The sequence below is a fragment of the Thioalkalivibrio thiocyanoxidans ARh2 genome, assembly GCF_000385215.1.
GTDB classification, from domain to species: Bacteria; Pseudomonadota; Gammaproteobacteria; order Ectothiorhodospirales; family Ectothiorhodospiraceae; genus Thioalkalivibrio; species Thioalkalivibrio thiocyanoxidans.
In genome coordinates this window covers 16,178-30,799 of the sequence record NZ_ARQK01000033.1, presented here as the reverse complement: position 1 = coordinate 30,799, position 14,622 = coordinate 16,178, and the positions used below count along the sequence as shown (strand labels likewise).

The window sequence follows — 14,622 nt, the reverse complement described above, 5'->3', positions numbered from 1 at the left end:
ATGACGGAAGCCGCCATTCATATCCCGGTGCTGCGCGACGCGGTGCTGGAGGGGCTGGCCGTGCGCGCTGACGGGTTCTACGTGGATGGGACCTTCGGGCGCGGCGGACACAGCCGTGCGATTCTCGATCGCCTCGGTGCCGGCGGATGCCTGCTGGCGATGGACCGGGACCCCGAGGCGGCTGCGGCCGCCTCTTCGTTTGCGGACGATCCACGCTTTGTCTTCGAGCCGGGCCCGTTCTCGGCGATGGCCGATACCCTGCGCCGGCGCTTCCCCGATCGTGCGCCGGATGGCGTGTTCCTGGATCTGGGGGTCTCCTCGCCGCAGCTGGACACCCCCGAGCGCGGTTTCAGCTTCCAGCATGACGGCCCGCTGGATATGCGCATGGACCCCGCGCAGGGCGAGAGCGCGGCGGACTGGCTGGCCCGCGCGGAGCAGGACGAGATCGCGGATGTGATCTACCACTACGGCGAGGAGCGCCATTCGCGTCGTATCGCCCGTGCGATCATCGCCGCGCGCGCCGAGGCCCCGATTACGCGGACCGCCCAGCTGGCCGAGATCGTGCGCCGCGCAGTGCCCGGCCGCGAGCCGGGCAAACATCCGGCCACGCGCACCTTTCAGGCCCTGCGTATCCATGTGAATCGGGAGCTCGAGGAGCTGGAGCAGTGGCTCGAGACGATCCCGGAGGTGCTGCACCCGGGCGCGCGCATGGTGGTGATCAGCTTTCATTCGCTGGAGGACCGGATGGTCAAGCAGGCGTTGCGTGGCCCGCGCCCGGACGCGCGCCTGCCGCGCGGTTTGCCGGTCATGCCCGAAACGCCCGAGCGCCCGTGGCGCGCGATCGGCAAGCCGGTGCGTGCCGATGCCGAAGAGCAGCGCCGCAACCCGCGTGCGCGCTCGGCGGTGCTGCGCGTGGGGGAGCGCACCTGATGGTCTTTCGCGGCTTCATCCTGATCATCCTGGCGACCGGGGTCTTCGCCTCCGCCGTCGGCGTGGTGGCGGCCAAACACGAGGCACGCCAGGCCTTTATTGCGCACCAGTCGGAGCTTTCGGAGCGCGACACCCTGAACCTGGAGTGGACGCAGCTGCAGATCGAGCAGTCGACCTGGGCGACACAGGGGCGTATCGAGCAGCAGGCGCTCGAGGAACTGGGCATGATCAAGCCCGAGCCGGATCGCATCGTGGTGATCGGGGGGCGTACATGGGAGCCCTGAAGCGCCAAGTCAGCCATGGCCGCCTGAAGGTACTGCTGGTCGTGTCCGCGCTGGTGCTCGTGGCCCTGGTGCTGCGCGCCATCGATCTGCAGGTGCTCAGCCGCGACTTCCTGACGCAGCAGGGCGAGCAGCGCCAGGTGCGCACGCTGACCGAGTCGGCCCATCGCGGCATGGTGACCGATCGCAATGGCGAACCCCTGGCGATCTCCGCCCCGGTACAGACCGCCTGGGCCAATCCCAAGGACCTGCTGGAGCAGCGCGACCGCTGGCCGGAGCTGGCCGAGGCGCTGCAGGTCGATGCCGACTGGCTGGCCGAGCGCATCGAGACGCGTGCCGGCCGGGAGTTCATGTACCTGCGTCGGCATATGCTGCCGGCCCAGGCGGAGCAGGTGACCGCCCTGCGCATCCAGGGGCTTGGCCTGACGCGCGAGTTCCGGCGCTACTACCCGCATGGCGAGACGACCTCGCACGTCCTCGGCTACACCGATATTGACGATCGCGGGCAGGAGGGCGTGGAGCTTGCGTTCAACGACTGGCTGTCGGGCGCGCCGGGTGCCAAGCGTGTCCTGCGCGATCGCCACGGACGCACGATCCGCGATGTGGCCAGCATCCGGCCCGCCCGCGACGGTCGCACGTTGCGCCTGACCATCGACCAGCGCCTGCAGTACCTGGCCTACCGCGAGCTGAAGGCCGCGGTGGCCGAGCATGATGCTCAGGGCGGCTCTGCCGTGCTGCTGGATGCCCGTACGGGCGATGTCCTGGCGATGGTCAATCAGCCGAGCTTCAATCCGAACAATCGCGGCTCGATCCGCTCGGAACTCGCGCGCAACCGGTCGCTGACGGACAGCATGGAGCCGGGGTCGGTGGTCAAACCCTTCACCGTGGCCGCGGCGCTGGATGCGGGCATCATCGACCCCAACGTGACCCTGGACACCCGTCCCGGGACCATGCGTGTCGGGCGGCTGACCGTGCGCGACTTTCGTGACTATGGCGTGATCGACCTGACGACCCTGATCGCGCGTTCCAGCAATGTCGGGGCGACCAAGCTGGCACTGGACCTGCCGCCGGACCGGTTCTGGCAGGTGCTTCATCAGGCCGGGTTCGGCCAGTCGACCGGGACGCACTTCCCGGGCGAGGTGAGCGGCCGCCTGCGCGACTTCCCGACCTGGCGCGAGGTCGAGCAGGCCACGATGGGCTATGGCTACGGCCTGTCGATCACGCCCCTGCAGATGGCCGCGGCCTATACCGCATTCGCCAACGACGGCCAGCGCATCCCGGTGCAGTTGGTGCAGACTGCCGATGACCTGCGCGAGCCGGCCGCCGTGATGACCCCGGAGACCGCCCAGCGCGTGCTCGCGATGATGGAGCACACCATCGGCTCCGAGGGCACCGCCCGCCAGGCCGCGATCGACGGCTACCGCATCGCGGGCAAGACCGGAACCAGCCGCAAGAGCGGCCCCGGTGGCTACACGGAAGATCGCTATATCTCCAGCTTCGTAGGGCTGGCGCCGGCATCGGATCCGCGTTTCGTGATGGCCGTGGTGATCGACGAGCCCAATGCCGGCACCTACTTCGGTGGCGCGGTGGCGGCGCCGGTATTTCGGAACGTGATCGGCTCGGCGTTGCGGATGTTCAACGTGCGCCCGGACGCGATGCCGGATCTCCCGATGCAGTTCGCTGCCGAGCGCGAGGGCTCGACATGATGGCGGCGAATACGGTCCAGACCGTCCCGACGCTCGGCAGCCTGTGGCCCGCTGGTGCGCCGCCGCTGGCGGGCGAGGTCGCCGGACAGTGTGTGACCGATCTCGTCCAGGACAGCCGCCGCGTGACCCCGGGGGCAGTCTTTGTCGCTCTGCGCGGGACGCAGGGCCACGGCCTTGCCCATGCGCGGGCGGCAGCCGAGCAGGGCGCGGTGGCCATCCTGTGGGACGAGGCCGAGGCGGCCCCGGCCCTGGATATCCCGGTGCTGCATCTCCCCGGTCTGCGCGCCGCGCTGCCGGCGATCTGCGATGCCCTGTGGGGTGCCTGGCCGGCCGAGTACCCCGTGGTCGCGGTAACCGGTACCGATGGCAAGACCTCGGTCAGCCAGCTGCTGGCCAGCGCCCTGGAGCAGCTCGGTGTCCCCACGGGGGTGGTCGGCACGCTGGGCGTGGGCCGCTTCGGGGCGCTGGAGGACTGTGGCCACACGACCCCGGGCGTGATCGACCTGCACCGGCACCTGGCCCGGCTGGCCGCCGACGGCTGCCAGGCGCTCTCGATCGAGGCCTCGTCGCACGGGCTCGAACAGGGGCGCATGGCCGGGCTCCCGGTGCGCGTCGCCGTGCTGACCCGCCTCGGATCGGATCATCTGGATTTTCACGGCAGCGAGCAGGCCTATGCCGATGCCAAGGCACGGCTGTTTGCCTGGCCGGGGCTGGAGACCGCCGTACTCAACGCCGACGACGCCCTCGGGCAGCGCCTGATCCGCGAAACCACGGCCGGGCGCACCCTGACGTACAGCGCGGTGGGGGCAGCGGCCGATCTGGTTGCGCGCGAGGTCGAGGCCCGCGCCGACGGGATCCGTTTCACGCTGGAGGCGGAGGGTGGTGCCTGGCCCGTACAGACGGCCCTGTTCGGGCTGTTTCAGGTCGGCAACCTGCTGGCGACGCTCGCCGCTCTGCGTGCGCTGGGTCATTCCTGGCCCGCCGGTGTGGATGCGGTGTCGCGTCTGCGCGGTGTCCCGGGGCGCATGGAGCGCTTCGAACTGCCCGGCGGGGCGTTATTGGTTGTGGACTATGCCCACACCGCACAGGCCCTGGCCGCGGCACTCGACGCGCTGCGCCCGCACACGGCCGGTCGTCTGATCGTGGTCTTTGGCTGCGGCGGCGATCGCGATATCACCAAGCGTCCGGCCATGGGTCGGGTCGCCAGTGCGCGCGCCGATCAGGTGATCGTGACGGACGACAACCCGCGTTCGGAAGACCCGGCCGCGATCCGGACCGCCGTGCTGGCCGGCTGTGACCGGCCCGAGGCCTGCCGCGAGGTGGGCGATCGCGAGGCGGCAGTACGCGCGGCCGTGGCCGAGGCGGGCGCGGGCGACGTGATCCTGCTGGCGGGCAAGGGGCACGAGACCACCCAGCAGGTGGGTACGCGGTTTTATCCGTTCAGCGATCGCGAGCTGGCACGCCAGCTCGGCGCTCGCACGAACGCGGGAGACAGTGGGGGGGATATCCAATGATCCGGATGACCGGACAGGAACTGGCGGACGCCGTGCGCGGCCGACTGGAAAATGGCGACGGGGAGCAGGTCTTCGAGGGGGTCTTCACTGACACCCGGCAACCGCTCGACGGAGGGCTGTTCGTGGCCCTGCGCGGCCCGCGTTTTGATGCCCACGAGCATGTCGCCGCGGATCTGCCGGCGACCGTGCTGCTGGTGGAACGCATGCTGGAGGTTCCGCATCCGCAGGTGGTGGTGGCCGATGCCGGCGAGGCCCTGGGTCGACTGGCCCAGCACTGGCGCCGCCGCAGCCGGGCGCGCGTGATTGCGCTGACCGGCTCCAATGGCAAGACCACGACCAAGGAGATGCTGCGCTGCATCCTCGAGGGGGTGGGCTCGGTGCATGCCACCCAGGGCAACCTGAACAACGAGATCGGCGTGCCGCTGACCCTGCTGGCCATGCCCGAGGACATCGATTACGCGGTGATCGAGATGGGCGCCAACCATGCCGGCGAGATTGCCCGTATGGCGCGCTGGACCGAGCCGATGGTCGCGCTGATCACCAACGCGGGGCGGGCCCACCTGGAGGGCTTCGGCAGCCTCGAGGGCGTGGCTCACGCGAAGGCCGAAATCTTCTCCGGCCTGCCGTCCCAGGGCGGTACCGCGGTGATCAACCTGGATGATCCATTCGCCGATTACTGGCTGTCGTTGAACGAACACCATCACTGCCAGCGCTTTTCCCTGGAGGGTGGTGGAGAGGTCGAGGGCATGTGGCAGGCTCCCGACCGTTTGCGGCTGACCATCCTGGGGGGCGGACGTGACCTGCGCTTGTCCAGTCCGGGGCGCCATGTCGCCGCCAATGCGGTTGCCGCGGCCGCAGCGGCGAATGCGGTGGGGGTGCCGATCGATGCGATCGCCAACGGTCTGGCGCGCTGGACCCCGGTGCAGGGGCGTCTGCAGGAACTCTGGCACGTCAGTGGCGCCCGCCTGTGGGACGACACCTACAACGCCAACCCGGATTCTCTGCGCGCGGGGCTCGAGGTGCTGGCAGCCATGCCCGGCCGGAGGATCCTCGTCCTGGGCGCAATGGGCGAACTGGGTACGGAGACCCCGGCGCTGCACCGGGAGACCGGGAGCCTGGCCCGCGCAATGGGCCTCGACTACTGCCTGGCGCTGGGCGAGGCCGCCCGCGACAGTGCCGAGGCCTTTGGCGAGGGCGGCGAGTGGTTTGCCGATCATGATGCGCTGCAAGCGCGGCTGGAGGAACTGCTGCAGGACGACACTACGGTTCTGGTCAAGGGCTCGCGCAGCCAACGCATGGAGCGGATCATAGAGGGCCTGGAGCTGGCCCCGTCGGCACGGGGGGCTGCGAATGCTGTTCGCGCTGACTGAATATCTCGCGCAGTTCCATAGCGGCTTCACGGTCTTCCAGTACCTGACCCTGCGCGCGATCCTGGGCGTGGTGACCGCGCTGGCGATCGCGCTGCTGATTGGTCCGGCGATGATCCGCCGGCTGACGGTCGGCAATGTCGGCCAGCAGGTCCGGGACGACGGCCCGGAGTCGCACCTGAGCAAGGCCGGCACGCCGACGATGGGCGGGGCGCTGATCCTGGTGGCGGTCGCCGTAGCGACCCTGCTTTGGAGCGATCTGACCAATCGCTTTGTCTGGATCGTGCTGCTGACCACGCTGGCCTTTGGTGCGGTCGGAGGCTGGGACGACTACCTGAAGCTGCGCTACGGCAACAGCAAGGGGCTGACGGCCAGGGCAAAGATCCTGTGGCAGACCTTGTTCGCGCTGGTCGCCGCCGGGGTGATCATGGCGACCGCGCAAAGCCCGGTCGAAACGAGCTTCTATCTCCCCTTCTTCAAGGACTTCGAGTACCACCTCGGCTGGTTGTTTATCCCGCTGGTCTGGCTGGTCGTGGTCGGCTCCTCCAACGCGGTCAACCTGACCGACGGCCTCGATGGCCTGGCGATCATGCCGGCGGTGCTGGTGGCCGGGGCCCTCGGGGTCTTCGCCTATGCGGCCGGCCACGCAGTATTCGCGGATTACCTGCAGATCCCCGCAGTGCCGGGGGTGGGCGAGGTCGGGATCTTCGCCGCCGCACTGGTCGGGGCCGGGCTCGGCTTTTTGTGGTTCAACGCCTATCCCGCCCAGGTCTTCATGGGTGATGTCGGGGCCCTGGCCCTGGGGGCAGCCCTGGGCATGATGGCGATCCTGACCCGTCAGGAGATCGTGCTCCTGATCATGGGCGGCATCTTCGTGCTGGAGACGCTGTCGGTGATGCTGCAGGTCGCCTCGTTCAAGCTCACCGGGCGGCGCATCTTCCGCATGGCGCCGCTGCACCACCACTTCGAACTCAAGGGCTGGCCGGAGCCGCGCGTGATCGTGCGCTTCTGGATCCTGACCGTGGTGTTCGTCCTGATCGGTCTTGCGACCCTGAAGATCCGCTGACGCCATGTCGAAGCCACAGCCGCACAATCTGATCGTGGGAACCGGAGCGACGGGGCAGTCCGTCGCCCGATTCCTGCGTGCGCGTGGCGAGAACTTCGCGATCACCGACACGCGTCGCGACGCACCGGCACTGGCGGCCGGCCCCGATGCCGCCTGGCTGGCCAAGGCCTGGGCCGGCCCGCTGGACGAGCTTGATACCTCGCGCTATGCGCGACTGATCGTCTCCCCGGGAGTCGCGCTGGAATACCCGGCCGTCGCTCGGGCGCGCAAGGCGGGTGCGACCATCACCGGGGACATCGACCTGTTCGCCGAGGCTGTCGACGCCCCGGTCGTCGCGATTACGGGGTCCAACGGGAAGAGCACGGTCACGGCCCTGGTCGGCGAGATCCTGAGCGCGGCCGGCCAGAAGGTCGCCATGGGGGGCAATTTCGGTACCCCCGCGCTGGACCTGCTGGATGCGGCGGTGGAGGTCTATGTCCTGGAGCTGTCGAGCTTTCAGCTCGAGCGCAGCGATTGCCTGGCACCGGCCGGGGCCGCAATCCTGAATATCTCTCCGGACCATCTGGATCGCTATCCGGACCTCGGGGCGTACATCCAGGCCAAGGCCCGCATCCTCGATCGCGCCGAACGCGGCGTGCTCAACCGTGATGACCGTTGGTTGCGCGAACTGCCCCTGCCGGCAGGGTTGCGAGTGGTCTCGTTTGGACTGGATGCCCCGCTCGCAGCGACCGATTTTGGCGTCACCACCGGCGAGGACGAGCCGGATCTGGTGCGTGGCAACGAGCGCTTGCTGTCCACGGCACGTCTGCGCATCCGCGGGCAACACAACTGGGCCAATGCCCTGGCCGCCCTGGCCCTGGCCTGGCCGTGGCTGGAATCGCCGCAGGCGCGGGCGGAGGCATTGGCGGCGCTGGCCGATTTTGCGGGGCTGCCACACCGCTCGCAGTGGATCGCGCGGGTGGCCGAGGTCGACTACATCAACGACTCCAAGGGCACGAACGTGGGTGCGACCCTGGCCGCGCTGCGGGGTACCCCGGGGCCGCTGGTACTCATCGCCGGCGGGCAGGGCAAGGGGCAGGATTTCTCGCCGCTGGCGGACTACGTGCCCGGCAAGGTCCGGGGCGTGGTGCTGCTCGGCGAGGATGCCCCGCTGATTGCCCGGGCCCTGGCCTCGGTGGTGCCTGTGCAGCGGGTGGACGACATGACCGCGGCCGTGGAACAGGCGGCCGCCTGGGCGCAGCCCGGCGACACCGTACTGCTCTCGCCGGGCTGCGCGAGCCTCGACATGTACGACAACTACCAGGCGCGTGGTGACGACTTCGCGCGGGCTGTGCGGGAGCGAGCGGCATGAGTACCGGATCGCTGCCCCTCGGCCTGCCCTCGCGGGACTCGCTCGACGGCCTGCGCAACAGCGTGGACCTGCCGCTGCTGGCCGCGGCCGCGCTGCTGCTCGGGCTCGGTCTGATCATGGTCGCCTCGGCCTCGATGGATCTGGGCGAGCGCTACTACGGCAACACCTGGCACTTCTTCCAGCGCCAGGTCCTGTTCGCCGCCATCGGGCTCGCACTGGCGACGGTTATGTGGACGGTCCCGCTGCAGCGCTGGGAACGCGCCGGGCCGTGGCTGCTGATCCTGGTGATGGTGCTGCTGATCGCGGTGTTGCTGCCGGGCGTGGGCCGCACCGTGAACGGCGCGACCCGCTGGATCCCGATCGGGATGTTCAATCTCCAGGTGGCCGAGCCGGTGAAGCTGCTGGTAGTGATGTACCTGGCCGGTTATATCGTGCGCCACTACTCGACCCTGCGGTTGCACCTGCTGGGGTTTGTGCGTCCGCTGGTCGTGTTGGGCTTCGGCACCGTGTTGCTGCTGCTGCAACCCGACTTTGGCGGCGCGGCCATCATGCTGGCGATCGGCATGGGCATGCTGTTCCTGGCCGGTGCCAAGCTGTGGCAGTTCGCCGCGCTCGGCGCGACCATCGCGGTGGGCATGGCCTTTGTCGCGGTGGCCGCGCCCTACCGCGTTGCGCGCCTGACCGCATTCCTGGACCCCTGGCAGGATCCGTTTGCGACCGGGTTCCAGCTGACCCAGTCGCTGATCGCAATCGGCTCGGGCGGCTGGTTCGGCGCCGGTCTGGGCAACAGCGTGCAGAAGCTGTTCTACCTGCCGGAGGCCCACAACGACTTCCTGTTCGCGGTCTTCGCCGAGGAATTTGGCTTTATCGGTGTGCTTGCCCTGATCGTGCTGTTTACGGTGGTGGTCTGGCGTTGCGTGAAGATCGGGCTCTGGGCGGAGCGTGCGGGCCATGCGTTCGGCTCTCACCTGGCCTTCGGTGTCGCGATCTGGCTGGCGCTGCAAAGCGCGCTCAATCTCGCGGTGAACATGGGGCTCCTGCCGACCAAGGGCATGACGCTGCCGTTCCTCAGTTACGGCGGCAGTTCGCTGATCGTCACGCTGATGGCGATCGGGCTGGTGATGCGGGTCTATCGCGAGGCGCAGGTCCCGGCCCCGCGCCAGCCGAGCTCGCCGCGGCGCAAGAGGGGGCGGACATGAACAATCCCCTGCGCATCCTGATCATGGCCGGGGGTACCGGCGGACACGTCTTCCCGGGGCTGGCCGTCGCCGAGGCCCTGCGCGCCCGCGGTGCCGAGGTCCTCTGGCTGGGTACCTCGCGCGGCATCGAATCGCGCCTGGTGCCCGCGGCGGGGATCGAGCTGCACACCCTCCCGATCAGCGGCGTGCGCGGCAAGGGGCTGGTGGGGCTGCTGCTGGCCCCGTGGCGTCTCGGCATCTCGCTGTGGGCGGCGCTGGCCCTGATTACCCGGCTGCGTCCGGCCGCCGTGATCGGCTTTGGCGGATTTGCGGCCGGCCCCGGCGGCCTGATGGCCGCCGCGCTGGGCCGCCCGCTGGCGATCCACGAGCAGAACGCGGTCGCCGGTCTGACCAACCGCTGGCTGGCACGCATCGCAGACCGCGTCTATGCGGGCTTCGACCATGCCTTCCCCGAGCGCCATACGGTGACCGTCGTGGGCAATCCGGTGCGCACGGAGATCGCGGCGCTGCCGGAGCCCGAGGAGCGCTTCGACGCGCGCTCCGGCCCGCTGCGGGTGCTGGTGCTGGGCGGCAGCCTCGGCGCGCGTTCGCTGAACCGTGTCGTGCCGGCGGGGCTCGAGCAGGCCCGTCCCGCGCAGCCGCTGGTGATTCGCCACCAGGCCGGGGAGCGCACGCTGGACGAGGCGCGCGCGGCCTATGCCGAGACCGCGCTGGAATACGAAGTGACCCCGTTTATCGAGGACATGGCCGAGGCCTATGCCTGGGCGGATCTGGTGATCTGTCGGGCCGGTGCGCTGACCGTGGCCGAGGTTGCGGCGGCTGGCGTCCCGGCCCTGTTCGTGCCGTATCCGCATGCGGTCGACGATCATCAGACCGCGAATGCCCGAGCCCTCGTCGAGGCGGGTGCGGCCTGGCGCCTGGCGGATGCCGATCTGACGCCCGAGCGGGTCGCCGAGATTGTGCGTCCGCTGGGGCGCGAGGCCCTGCGGGAACGCGCGCGCCTGGCCCGCGACCAGGCCTGCCCGGACACTGCCGAGCGTCTGGCCGAGGCCTGCCTGGAGATGGCCAATGCCCGGCGGGGGAGGCAGAGCTCATGAATGCCCCGCGTCTGCCACGCCACGCGATGCGCCGCATCCGCCGTATTCACTGTGTCGGCATCGGTGGTTCCGGCATGAGCGGGATCGCCGAGGTCCTGCATCAGCTGGGCTACCAGGTCTCCGGATCGGATCTCGGCCAGTCCGCGATGGTCGCGCGACTGACCGGCATGGGGATCCCGGTGGCACCCGCTCATACGGAAGAGAACGTTGCCGAGGCCGATGTGCTGGTGGTGTCCAGCGCAATCGACCCCTCCAACCCCGAGGTGCAGGCGGCCCGCCGCCGCGGGATCCCGATCGTGCGCCGGGCGGAGATGCTCGCGGAGCTGATGCGCTTTCGCTACGGCATCGCCGTGGCGGGTACCCACGGCAAGACCACCACGACCAGCCTGGTGGCCAGCGTGCTTGCCGAGGCCGGCATGGACCCCACCTTCGTGATCGGCGGGCGCCTGAACAGCACCGCCAGTCACTCGAACCTGGGGGCGGGCGACTACCTGGTCGCCGAGGCCGACGAAAGCGACGCTTCGTTCCTGCACCTGCAGCCGATGATCAGCATCGTGACCAATATCGATGCCGACCACCTCGGGACCTATGGCAACGACTTCGGGAACCTGCGCGCGACCTTCCTCGAGTTCCTGCACCACCTGCCGTTCTACGGCATCGCCGTGTTGTGCGCGGACGACCCGCAGGTGCGCGATCTCTATCCGGAACTGGAGCGCCCGCGCCTGACCTACGGCATCGAGGCGGAAGCCGATGTGCGCGCCCTGAACGTGCGCCAGGAAGGCGTGCGCATGTTCTTTGATCTGAAGCTGCCGGGACAGGCCGCGTTCCCGGTCACGCTGAACCTGCCCGGGCGCCACAACGTGCTCAATGCCCTGGCTGCGGCGGCCGTCGCGCACGAACTGGAGGTCGCCCCCGACGCGATCCAGGCGGCGCTGGAGCGCTTCCAGGGGATCGGTCGGCGCTTCCAGGTGCAGGAGCTCGATACCGCGCAGGGCCCGCTGACCCTGGTCGACGACTACGGCCACCACCCGCGCGAGATCGCGGCGACCCAGGCCGCGGCGCGCGACGCCTGGCCCGACCGGCGGCGCATCACCGTGTTCCAGCCGCACCGTTACACCCGCACACGCGACCTGTTCGAGGACTTCGCCGAGGCCCTGTCCGAGGCCGATGTGCTGATCCTGCTGGAGGTCTATCCCGCCGGCGAGGAGCCGATCCCCAGCGCAGACGGCCGCAGCCTCGCGCGGGCGATCCGGCTGCGCGGACAGGTCGAGCCGGTGTTCGTCGAGCATGCGGCGGACGTCGCCGACGTCCTGTCCGGGATGCTCAAGTCCAACGACGTCGTGATCACCCAGGGGGCCGGTGATATCGGCCGGCTGGCGAGCCTGTTGCCGGAACAGCTGGGGGCGAAGAAGCGCCCCGGGAGTGCGACATGATGGCGGCGCGCGCGGTGGAACCGGTGAACGGCCCGTTTGCTCATGCCCCTCGGGGCCAGGTGCGGCCCGAGGCCCCGCTGGCCGGGTTGACCTCCTGGCGTGTGGGCGGTCCGGCCGACTGGCTGTTCCGGCCGGTGGACCGGGCCGACCTGGTGTCGGCACTGGCGGATCACGCCCGGCATGCCCCCGCTATGCCGGTGACCTTCCTGGGCCTGGGCAGCAACGTCCTGATCCGCGACGGCGGCATCGAAGGGCTCGTGGTGCACCTGTCCGGGGTCCTCAACGAGCGCGAGCGCCTGGAGGGCAACCGTGTACAACTGGGTGCGGGGCTCGCCTGTGCCCAGGCCGCACGGTTCTGTGCCCGCGAGGGCCTGGTGGGCGGCGAGTTCCTGGCCGGCATCCCGGGCACCCTGGGCGGCGCGCTGCGCATGAACGCGGGGGCCTGGGGCGGCGAGATCTGGCCGCTGGTCGAGTCGGTATCCACCGTGGATGCCGGCGGGCAGGAGCACCAGCGTCAACCGGGCGAGTACCGCATCGGCTATCGCAGCGTCGAGGGTCCGGACGAGTGGTTTACCGGCTGCGTGCTGCAGCTGGAGCCCGGCGATCCGGCCGCTGGCACGGCGCGCATCAAGGAGCTGCTGCGCGAGCGCTCACAGAAGCAGCCACTGGGCCTGCCGTCCTGCGGGTCGGTGTTCCGCAACCCGCCCGGCGATCACGCCGCGCGCCTGATCGAGGCGGCGGGACTGAAGGGCCTGCGCCACGGTGGCGCGGAGATCTCGCCCAAGCACGCGAATTTCATTACCCACGATGGCTCGGCGCAGGCCGCCGACATCGAATGGCTGCTACGCCACGCGCAAAGCGAGGTGGAGCGGCGCTTTGGTGTACGCCTGGAGCCGGAGGTGCGGCTGCTGGGTCGACCGGGTCCCACGGACGAGACAATCGAGGGAAGGCAATGAGCAGGCGCAAACCGGAAGAATATGGACGTGTGGCGGTCTTGATGGGCGGCTGGTCCGGCGAGCGGGACATCTCGCTCAAGAGCGGCAACGCCGTGCTGGCCGCGCTGCGCCGCCAGGGCGTCGATGCCCATGCCGTCGATCTCACCCGCGAGACGGCGCGCTGCATGGCGCTGGAGGACTATGACCGGGTGTTCATCGCCCTGCATGGCGAGTGCGGCGAGGACGGCACGCTGCAGGGCTGCCTCGACATGGCCGGCATGCCCTACACCGGGACCGGGGTGCTGGGCTCGGCGCTGGGCATGGACAAGCTGGCCTGCAAGCGACTCTGGGCGGGGACCAATCTCCCGAGCGCGCCGTATCGGCTGCTGACGCCGGGCTTCGATCCGGAGGCGGTGGCCGATGCCCTCGGCCTCCCGCTGATCGTCAAGCCCGCGCGCGGTGGTTCCAGTCTGGGCATCACCCGGGTTGATCGTGCCGAGGACCTGCCGGCTGCCTTTGATGCGGCGCGCGTGCAGCCGGGGCAGGTGTTCGCCGAGCAGTGGATCACCGGGCGCGAATACACGGTTGCGGTGCTCGGCAACGAGCCGCTGCCGGTGATCGAGATTCGCGCGGCGACCGGATTCTACGACTACCACGCGAAGTACGAGGCGGACGATACCGGCTACCTGTGCCCGCCCCCGGACCTGTCGCGCAGTGCCCAGCTGGAGCTGCAGTCGCTGGCGATCGCTGCCTTTGCCACGCTCGAGGGCTGCGGCTGGGGCCGGGTGGACATCCTGCAGGACGAGCACGGCGAGAACTTCCTGATCGAGGTCAACACCATCCCCGGCATGACCGACCACTCGCTGGTGCCGAAGGCGGCCGCGCAGGCGGGCATCGATTTCGACGAGCTGTGTCTGCGCATTCTCGATTCCAGCTTTGAATGCGGGGGGCTGCGTTGAGCGCGCGACGCACAACGCGACCCGCGCGGCGGCCGGAAGGTCCGTCGCGCCTGCAGGCCATGGCGGGGCCGGGGCTGCGACTGCTCGCCGGCATGGGACTGGCGGGGGCGCTGGTGCTGGGCTTCAGCCTGTGGCTGCACTTCGACCCGGATCAGCATCTGCCGATCGGCTCCATCCAGATTGCCGGCGAGCCGCGTCATGCCGACACGGACGCGATCCTCGAGCGGGTGCGGGCGCATGCGCCAGGGTTCGTGGGCACGGACCTCGAGGTCCTGCGCGAGGAGTTGCAGGCGATGCCCTGGGTGGACGCGGTGCAACTGCGCCGGCGCTGGCCGGACACCCTGGAGATCCACGTGACCGAGCCGGTTCCGGTAGCCCAGTGGGGCGACGACCACCTGGTGGACCGCCACGGCCGTCTGTTCGGACCGGTGGATCTCGCCGAATGGGATTTCCTGCCGGCACTGGCCGGCGAGGACGGCCGTCAGGTGGTGCTGATGCACCGCTACCTGGAGGTCTCCGCGCGCCTGGCCGATGCCGGGTTCGAGGTCGTGGGCGTGCACGAGGGCAAGCGGCATGACTGGACGATCCATCTGGCCGACGGGGCCGAGGTCCTGATGGGCCGCGACGTGAATCTGAACCGGCTGGGCCAGCTGGTGCGCGCGGCACCGGCCCTGCGGGCGCGCGAGGACGCTCCGATTGCGCGGGTGGACCTGCGCTATCCGCACGGTCTGGCCGTGGCCTGGGCCGAAGAAGCGGACAACAACGGCGGCAACGCCCGATGACA

13 protein-coding genes are annotated in these 14,622 nt (G+C 69.7%); all 13 read left to right on the top strand.

Annotation, left to right across the window (positions count from 1 at the left end):
* Genes rsmH through G372_RS0102400 form a run of 13 tightly spaced genes read left to right on the top strand, consistent with a single transcriptional unit; the run spans position 1 to position 14,620 of the window.
* On the top strand, positions 1-930 hold the full coding sequence (rsmH, locus tag G372_RS0102460) for a 16S rRNA (cytosine(1402)-N(4))-methyltransferase RsmH (protein ID WP_038070513.1): 930 nt from the start codon (positions 1-3) through the stop codon (positions 928-930).
* Positions 930-1,214 carry a cell division protein FtsL gene (ftsL, locus tag G372_RS0102455; RefSeq protein ID WP_018864686.1) on the top strand — a complete coding sequence of 95 codons (285 nt, stop codon included), beginning with the start codon at positions 930-932 and terminating at the stop codon, positions 1,212-1,214. The genes rsmH and ftsL overlap by 1 nt, the downstream gene beginning before the upstream one ends.
* Positions 1,202-2,917, top strand: a complete 1,716-nt coding sequence (locus G372_RS0102450) for a peptidoglycan D,D-transpeptidase FtsI family protein (protein ID WP_019624087.1) — start codon at positions 1,202-1,204, stop codon at positions 2,915-2,917. The genes ftsL and G372_RS0102450 overlap by 13 nt, the downstream gene beginning before the upstream one ends.
* The gene (locus G372_RS0102445; protein WP_020008817.1) at positions 2,914-4,431 is read left to right on the top strand and encodes a UDP-N-acetylmuramoyl-L-alanyl-D-glutamate--2,6-diaminopimelate ligase; all 1,518 of its coding nucleotides are present in this window, start codon (positions 2,914-2,916) and stop codon (positions 4,429-4,431) included. Before G372_RS0102450 ends, G372_RS0102445 begins: the two co-directional genes overlap by 4 nt.
* The gene (locus G372_RS0102440; protein ID WP_019624089.1) at positions 4,428-5,801 is read left to right on the top strand and encodes a UDP-N-acetylmuramoyl-tripeptide--D-alanyl-D-alanine ligase; all 1,374 of its coding nucleotides are present in this window, start codon (positions 4,428-4,430) and stop codon (positions 5,799-5,801) included. The genes G372_RS0102445 and G372_RS0102440 overlap by 4 nt, the downstream gene beginning before the upstream one ends.
* Entirely contained in the window at positions 5,782-6,864 is a 1,083-nt protein-coding gene (mraY, locus tag G372_RS0102435) for a phospho-N-acetylmuramoyl-pentapeptide-transferase (protein ID WP_018864690.1), read from the top strand. Before G372_RS0102440 ends, mraY begins: the two co-directional genes overlap by 20 nt.
* Before the next feature lie 4 nt (positions 6,865-6,868).
* Positions 6,869-8,215, top strand: coding sequence for a UDP-N-acetylmuramoyl-L-alanine--D-glutamate ligase (murD, locus tag G372_RS0102430; RefSeq protein ID WP_019624090.1), 1,347 nt, complete (start codon positions 6,869-6,871; stop codon positions 8,213-8,215).
* A complete protein-coding gene (gene ftsW, locus G372_RS0102425; protein WP_019624091.1) occupies positions 8,212-9,414 on the top strand; it encodes a putative lipid II flippase FtsW in 1,203 nt (400 codons plus the stop codon). The genes murD and ftsW overlap by 4 nt, the downstream gene beginning before the upstream one ends.
* Positions 9,411-10,511, top strand: a complete 1,101-nt coding sequence (gene murG, locus G372_RS0102420) for an undecaprenyldiphospho-muramoylpentapeptide beta-N-acetylglucosaminyltransferase (protein ID WP_018864693.1) — start codon at positions 9,411-9,413, stop codon at positions 10,509-10,511. The genes ftsW and murG overlap by 4 nt, the downstream gene beginning before the upstream one ends.
* Positions 10,508-11,944 carry a UDP-N-acetylmuramate--L-alanine ligase gene (murC, locus tag G372_RS0102415; protein WP_019624092.1) on the top strand — a complete coding sequence of 479 codons (1,437 nt, stop codon included), beginning with the start codon at positions 10,508-10,510 and terminating at the stop codon, positions 11,942-11,944. Before murG ends, murC begins: the two co-directional genes overlap by 4 nt.
* Positions 11,941-12,900 (top strand): UDP-N-acetylmuramate dehydrogenase, encoded by a 960-nt coding sequence (gene murB, locus G372_RS0102410; protein WP_018864695.1) that lies wholly within the window; start codon positions 11,941-11,943, stop codon positions 12,898-12,900. Before murC ends, murB begins: the two co-directional genes overlap by 4 nt.
* The gene (locus tag G372_RS0102405) at positions 12,897-13,838 is read left to right on the top strand and encodes a D-alanine--D-alanine ligase (protein WP_018864696.1); all 942 of its coding nucleotides are present in this window, start codon (positions 12,897-12,899) and stop codon (positions 13,836-13,838) included. Before murB ends, G372_RS0102405 begins: the two co-directional genes overlap by 4 nt.
* A gap of 59 nt (positions 13,839-13,897) precedes the next feature.
* Positions 13,898-14,620: a cell division protein FtsQ/DivIB gene (locus G372_RS0102400; protein WP_019624093.1), complete on the top strand. Its 723-nt coding sequence runs from the start codon at positions 13,898-13,900 to the stop codon at positions 14,618-14,620.
* Positions 14,621-14,622 lie beyond the last annotated feature (2 nt).

What these genes read in the sequence shown, in the direction of transcription:
- rsmH (WP_038070513.1), top strand. Translation starts at nt 1, where the DNA reads ATGACGGAAGCCGCCATTCATATCCCGGTGCTGCGCGACGCGGTGCTG.
- ftsL (WP_018864686.1), top strand. Translation starts at nt 930, where the DNA reads ATGGTCTTTCGCGGCTTCATCCTGATCATCCTGGCGACCGGGGTCTTC.
- G372_RS0102450 (WP_019624087.1), top strand. Translation starts at nt 1,202, where the DNA reads ATGGGAGCCCTGAAGCGCCAAGTCAGCCATGGCCGCCTGAAGGTACTG.
- G372_RS0102445 (WP_020008817.1), top strand. Translation starts at nt 2,914, where the DNA reads ATGATGGCGGCGAATACGGTCCAGACCGTCCCGACGCTCGGCAGCCTG.
- G372_RS0102440 (WP_019624089.1), top strand. Translation starts at nt 4,428, where the DNA reads ATGATCCGGATGACCGGACAGGAACTGGCGGACGCCGTGCGCGGCCGA.
- mraY (WP_018864690.1), top strand. Translation starts at nt 5,782, where the DNA reads ATGCTGTTCGCGCTGACTGAATATCTCGCGCAGTTCCATAGCGGCTTC.
- murD (WP_019624090.1), top strand. Translation starts at nt 6,869, where the DNA reads ATGTCGAAGCCACAGCCGCACAATCTGATCGTGGGAACCGGAGCGACG.
- ftsW (WP_019624091.1), top strand. Translation starts at nt 8,212, where the DNA reads ATGAGTACCGGATCGCTGCCCCTCGGCCTGCCCTCGCGGGACTCGCTC.
- murG (WP_018864693.1), top strand. Translation starts at nt 9,411, where the DNA reads ATGAACAATCCCCTGCGCATCCTGATCATGGCCGGGGGTACCGGCGGA.
- murC (WP_019624092.1), top strand. Translation starts at nt 10,508, where the DNA reads ATGAATGCCCCGCGTCTGCCACGCCACGCGATGCGCCGCATCCGCCGT.
- murB (WP_018864695.1), top strand. Translation starts at nt 11,941, where the DNA reads ATGATGGCGGCGCGCGCGGTGGAACCGGTGAACGGCCCGTTTGCTCAT.
- G372_RS0102405 (WP_018864696.1), top strand. Translation starts at nt 12,897, where the DNA reads ATGAGCAGGCGCAAACCGGAAGAATATGGACGTGTGGCGGTCTTGATG.
- G372_RS0102400 (WP_019624093.1), top strand. Translation starts at nt 13,898, where the DNA reads ATGGCGGGGCCGGGGCTGCGACTGCTCGCCGGCATGGGACTGGCGGGG.